The following is a 5,737-nucleotide window of genomic DNA, read 5'->3' on the forward strand; positions in this document are numbered from 1 at the left end:
AATTTACTGACCTAGTCTCAAAAAATTTGGCAGTCCATATCATAAATCGGCTGATGTTTTCTGACCCCTTTTACCTCTGGCTGCAGTTTGAATAAGCTGACCACACATCTAAATTATCGGTTAAGACGGCATGAGAGCTACAAGCAAAGATAGGGAGCTAGAACTTTTGTACTAAAAATCTCTAGGGCTGGTTTAAATTCAGTAAAGCTTACTGAAAAATATGTTACATAATTAGCTTATCAGATTTATTATTAGTGACAAGAGGAGGTAATACTAAATCCTGTTTAAAAGGTATAGGAGAGTGGGGTGTGGGGAGAAGGGAGCGCTGGAGCTGCGGAGTGGGGAGCAGGGAGAAACAATTGATAACTTGAGAGTTAATCACACTATTAAAAACGGATTTGGTGTAAGAGAGCGTTTCTCATCAAGATGAAGTATGACGGCATTTGGCATCATCCCCAGACGACCAGCTACTGCTCCAGCCTTCCCCAGTTCCAGCCTTCCCCAAAACCCGATACTTTGTACCTCACAAGTAAGATAAATGCTTGTCCTAGACTAAAAGAAATAGGGTCTATTGGGGGAGATTCCGAGAAATTATGGAAGGAAGCTGCAATGAGAGCGAGATTCGCAGTATTTTACTGAGGAATTTCAACTAAAATCCTAAACCCCAACACCCTAAAACCTCACACCCAACCCCCAAACCCGAAAAAAATCTCTTGGCCGGTGGTTTTTAACGGTGGAATTGGGAACTATAGAGATGAAACCCGAAAGGGTGAATCAAGTCCTTGTTTAGAGAGAAACCCCTGATAAATTTCAGATTGCGTTGGAGGCAAAAATGAGAGAAATTTCCGAGCATCCGGTCAACGGGGACTATTATCGGGCATCTTTTGCCATTGTTGTTCTTGGCAGCCTAGCTAGGTAGGGAGTTATGAGCGAAATATTGCTGGTAGAAGACAGCCAAACGCAAAGGGAACTGATCTGTGATCTACTCCGCAATAGCGGCATTAAGGTCACGATCGCCACGGATGGGGTGGAAGCCCTCGAACATATTCAGAGAGCCAATCCGGATCTCGTCGTCCTCGATATCGTCATGCCCCGCATGAATGGTTATGAGGTGTGTCGTCGTCTCAAGTCGGATCCAAAAACCAAAAATGTCCCGGTGGTCATTTGTTCCTTGAAAGGGGAAGTCTTTGATCGCTATTGGGGCATGAAAATCGGAGCCGATGCCTACATTGTCAAGCCCTTTGAACCGATTGAGTTCATTTATACCATTAAACAACTGTTGCGCCGATAAAATCGCCCTCACCGGGGACAGTCTAGCTATGGCATAGGTCAAGACAGCTAAAAACGCCGCCCGAATTATTAGTTGCAAGAGAACTAAACTCATGCTTAACAACGCCGATTTTTTTGCTGGTAACGCTCAAAATATCGCCCCCGACAATCAGGAATTACAAACTCCCGTCGGTGAACTGTACTTGCGATTTTATCTACCCTCTCAGGACGAGTTTGCCCTTAGTGCCGTGGGAATTTGCGAGGTAATACAGCAACCACTAGATCGCATTACCCCCATTCCCAATGCTTCACCCTTGCTCCTCGGCACGATCAATCTCCGGGGTCAAGTGATCTGGGTGGCGGATCTCGGGCAATTTTTGGGGGATAGCAGCCGCTTAAACACCGATCGAGCCGAAATTCCCATAATTGCGATCAAAGAAGAGGAAACGATCCTCGGTTTAGCGGTGGAACGTTTGGGAGATATGGAATGGCTCGACCCAGATAAACTAGGTAGTGCCGCCAGTATTCCCGATCAGATCGCCCTCTATGTGCAGGGAGAGTGGATTCTGGGCCAAGAATCAAAAAAAACCTTAAGACTACTCGATTATCTGGCCATACTCCGTTTTGCCCGTTGGGCAGCTTAAAACCTGAAAAAAATAGCAGAATAGGATTTATAGGAATTCTTTCTTGAAACTACTAACTACTTCATTTAACTTTACTAGGGGAGGGGCAAATGCCGTCAGGGACAGAATACGCAAAACTTTATAGAAAGGCTAACACCGCCTATTGCCAGGGCAACCTTGAGGATGCCGCCGTCATTGTCAAAGAGATGATCAGCAAGTATCCCGAGGATGCCAATGTCATGCTTTTACAGGGTCACATTCATCTAGGACTACAACAATACAGATTGGCGGAGGAACGTTACGAAAAAGTGCTGCAATTGGCTAAAAATTCTCCCACTAGCTCCGATCTAGTCGATTATGCCCAGCGTGGTCTCGATCAGATTCGGCAATTGCGTTTTGAAGCCGAGGAGGGAGATTTTACGATCGCTGCTACGGAAAGCATTGCCTACAGCGAGGCAGCTTTCGATCCAAGTCAAAGTTTTAACCGTTCTCGCTCCTGGAAGTCGCAAGGGGCTGCCCCCGATGGACAAAAAAAAGGGCTGGATTGGAATAGTAGTCTTTTCAATGAGGAGGATCCCAGCGAGCCTACGGTAAGTAAAGTCCATTCCTATGACGATGATTTTGAGGAATCGGAGGAAACCGCCTTTAGTTCCCTTACCCTGCCGGGCCCTGGCTCTCACGGTTCCCAGTGGTCTAGCGATTCGGCGGAGGGGGAAGCCCCTTTCCCCTTTTTAGAAGCGGCGGAGATTGACTCGCTGGAGGAAGGGTGGGACGGTGAGTTAGGGTCAACGGGAGAAGCCACTTTTATGGTTTCCTCTGCTCTGGGGGGAAATCCCCTCACCGGTAGAGATCAGGAGTTATCCTATAGGGATACCCTAGAAGAAAGCACTTTTGCCATTGACCTGGAATCGACCCACCCACAAGGGGCAAAAACTGGCCCTAATCAGGGCAGAGTCACTCAACAAAGAGACGAGGAAGACGAAACCGGAGATTTTGGGCAACCAGAACTCAATGATGAGGATTTAGACGGTTTTTCCCCACTGGCTCTGACGGATACGGTTCAAGGACTGGGGGACTGGGAGCTATTTACCCCTTCGGGGGGGGAAGCTTTAAGTGGTGGTTTTCTCCCCGAACCCAGTGCGCACCTTAATGCCAGTTCTGGTGTGGGAGAGCCTAGTTTTAATCCTTCTCGTCTAAAAACCCCCAATGACAAAAGAGATAGTCATCTTACCCATGCTTCCGAGCACTTGCTCAAGCCAGTGGTGGAAGTCAATCCGGGCAAATTAGGCTTTTTTGTCAACGCTTCTTTAGGCAAAAAACAACTAATCCTAGGGGCTTTAGCGGGTATTACCCCTGTGATCATAATTTTTGCCGTTAGTACCACCTCTTGGCTTTCTACGCTCTTGGCTGCCAAACCAGCCCCGAATAGCCAGGCAAAAACCGAAAATGTTGCCCCCAAACCGGCCCCGAAACCGCCAGCCTCAGCCAGTCTTTCCCCCTTCAGTCAACCGGTACTAACCACGATGTTATTAACCGGACTGGGAACCATGGCCCTGACTTGGCTAGGTTTACAGTTGCTAATTAGTCAGATTAAGCGCAGTCTCAACGATCTGCAAAGCCAATTCGATCATCTCTCGGAAGGTAATTTTAACGCTAAAGCGACGATCTACTCGGAAGATGAATTCGGTCAACTGGCCAATCGTTTCAATCAGATGGCTCGGGTGGTGGTAACTACCACCACGGAAGCCCAACGCCGCGCCGCCGAAACGGAACGGGAACGGGAAGACTTACAACGGCAAGTGATTCGACTTCTCGATGATGTGGAAGGAGCTGCTCGGGGGGATCTGACCGTGGAAGCGGAGGTAAGCGCCGATGTTTTAGGGGCGGTGGCCGATGCTTTTAATTTGACTATCCAAAACCTGCGCGAAATTGTCCGACAGGTGAAAAAAGCGGCAAAACAGGTGAATCAAGGCAGTACCAATAGTGAATCTTTCGCCCGCAATCAGTCTAGCGATGCCCTGCGGATGGCGGAGGAATTGGCCGTCACCCTTAATTCGGTACAGATGATGACCGACTCAATTCAACGGGTGGCGGAAAACGCCAGAGAAGCCGAAGAAGTCGCTCGCACTTCCTCGATTACCGCCCTGAAGGGGGGCGATTCCGTGGAAAGAACCGTGGCGGGAATTCTACAAATCCGCGAGACCGTATCAGAAACGGCGCGAAAAGTCAAGCGTTTGGCGGAAGCTTCCCAGGAAATCTCGAAAATTGTCGCGGTAGTCTCTCAGATTGCCTCGCGGACCAATTTATTGGCTCTTAATGCCTCGATTCAAGCGGCGCGAGCAGGAGAGGCGGGCCGCGGTTTTGCGGTTGTGGCCGATGAGGTGCGTCAGTTGGCCGATAGAGCCGCTAAATCGCTTAAGGAAATTGAACAGATCGTTTTACATATCCAATCGGAAACGGGTTCGGTAATGACGGCGATGGAGGAAGGGATTCAACAGGTTATCGATGTCACCGAGCGCTCGGAACAGGCGAAGAAGTCCCTAGAAGATATTATCCAAGTTTCTAATCGCATCGATACGCTGGTGCGATCGATTACCGCCGATACGGTCAAACAACGGGAAAATTCCCTCAATGTCGCCCAAGTTATGCAGTCGGTGGAGTTAACCGCTCAGGAAACTTCCCAAGAATCCCAACGGGTGGCGGGTTCTCTGCAAAAATTGGTGAGTATCTCCCGGGAGCTGCTTTCTTCGGTAGAACGGTTTAAGGTAGACTCAGAGGATGATCGATAATCGGTGAGCGCTAATCAGTCGGTTATTGATTGGCCGCTATCCCTCAAGATTGACCGCTAGAGTGAGTAAAGTTATGCCTAAACTTAGTCTCTGCATGATTGTCAAAAATGAAGCCGAAAATCTCCGGCGCTGTTTGGATAGCGTTAAAGGGGTGGTGGATGAGATGATCGTTATGGATACGGGTTCGACCGATGATACGATTGCTATTGCTCAAAGTTACGGTGCCATAGTTCCTAGCTACGATTGGCGGGGTAATTTTTCCGATGCCAGAAATGAGGCTTTAAAATATGTTACTGGCGATTGGATTTTAGTCCTTGATGCTGATGAGGAATTAAATGCCGCTATCGTACCGAAAATGCGTCGGGCAATGGAAAAAGAGGAAAATTTAGTGATTAATTTAATCCGCCATGAAATCGGAGCCATACAATCACCTTATTCTCTAATTTCGCGGCTATTTCGCCGACATCCTCAGGTCACTTTTACCCGTCCCTATCACTCAATTATCGATGATAATGTGGCTATTTTATTAAAAAAAGAGCCTAATTGGAAAATAGTTGAACTGCCAGAAATTGCTATCTTTCACTACGGTTACACCGTGGATAAAATAGCCAGCTTAGATAAGTTTGAACGGGCAAGAAAAGCGATGGAGGGTTTTTATCAGCAACATCCTCACGATCCCTATGTGTGTAGTAAATTGGGAGGGTTATATCTGAAGATTGGCAGGGATAAAGAGGGTTTTAAGCTGCTCAAACACGGTTTAAAATGCCATGGCTCTAATCCGCATATTTTATACGAGTTATATTATCATCTCGCTAATTATTATTATTCAGTGGAGGAATTTAAGCAATCAGCCGATAATTTTATTAAAGCGATTAAGCAGCCAATTTTAGATAAATTAAAACTGGGTGCTTATAATAATTTAGGTGGGTTATTATACGAAGCAGAAAAATACGAAACGGCCTTATCTATCTTTGAGAAAACCGTAGAAATTGATCCTAGCTATGCCGATGGTTACTATAATTTAGGACTGGTTCTCAAACAACTGCACCGGCTACC

General features: G+C 47.1%; 4 protein-coding genes. All 4 read left to right on the forward strand.

Features of this window, described 5'->3' with window-relative positions; genetic code table 11:
- Window positions 1-925 precede the first annotated feature (925 nt).
- Entirely contained in the window at window positions 926-1,291 is a 366-nt protein-coding gene (locus PX636_RS20670; RefSeq protein ID WP_002798118.1) for a response regulator transcription factor, read from the forward strand.
- A 91-nt stretch (window positions 1,292-1,382) separates the two neighbouring features.
- Window positions 1,383-1,913: a chemotaxis protein CheW gene (locus tag PX636_RS20675; RefSeq protein ID WP_002798117.1), complete on the forward strand. Its 531-nt coding sequence runs from the start codon at window positions 1,383-1,385 to the stop codon at window positions 1,911-1,913.
- Between the two features lie 89 nt (window positions 1,914-2,002).
- Complete coding sequence (locus PX636_RS20680) at window positions 2,003-4,681, forward strand: methyl-accepting chemotaxis protein (RefSeq protein ID WP_288118622.1); 2,679 nt, start codon at window positions 2,003-2,005, stop codon at window positions 4,679-4,681.
- A 73-nt stretch (window positions 4,682-4,754) separates the two neighbouring features.
- Window positions 4,755-5,737: glycosyltransferase (locus PX636_RS20685; protein ID WP_288118624.1), on the forward strand; the 983-nt coding region annotated here is incomplete at its 3' end.

The organism is Microcystis sp. M53598_WE2, from assembly GCF_030067735.1.
Lineage (GTDB): Bacteria > Cyanobacteriota > Cyanobacteriia > Cyanobacteriales > Microcystaceae > Microcystis > Microcystis aeruginosa.

Coding starts and splice junctions, on each gene's coding strand:
- PX636_RS20670 (WP_002798118.1), top strand. CDS start 926: ATGAGCGAAATATTGCTGGTAGAAGACAGCCAAACGCAAAGGGAACTG.
- PX636_RS20675 (WP_002798117.1), top strand. CDS start 1,383: ATGCTTAACAACGCCGATTTTTTTGCTGGTAACGCTCAAAATATCGCC.
- PX636_RS20680 (WP_288118622.1), top strand. CDS start 2,003: ATGCCGTCAGGGACAGAATACGCAAAACTTTATAGAAAGGCTAACACC.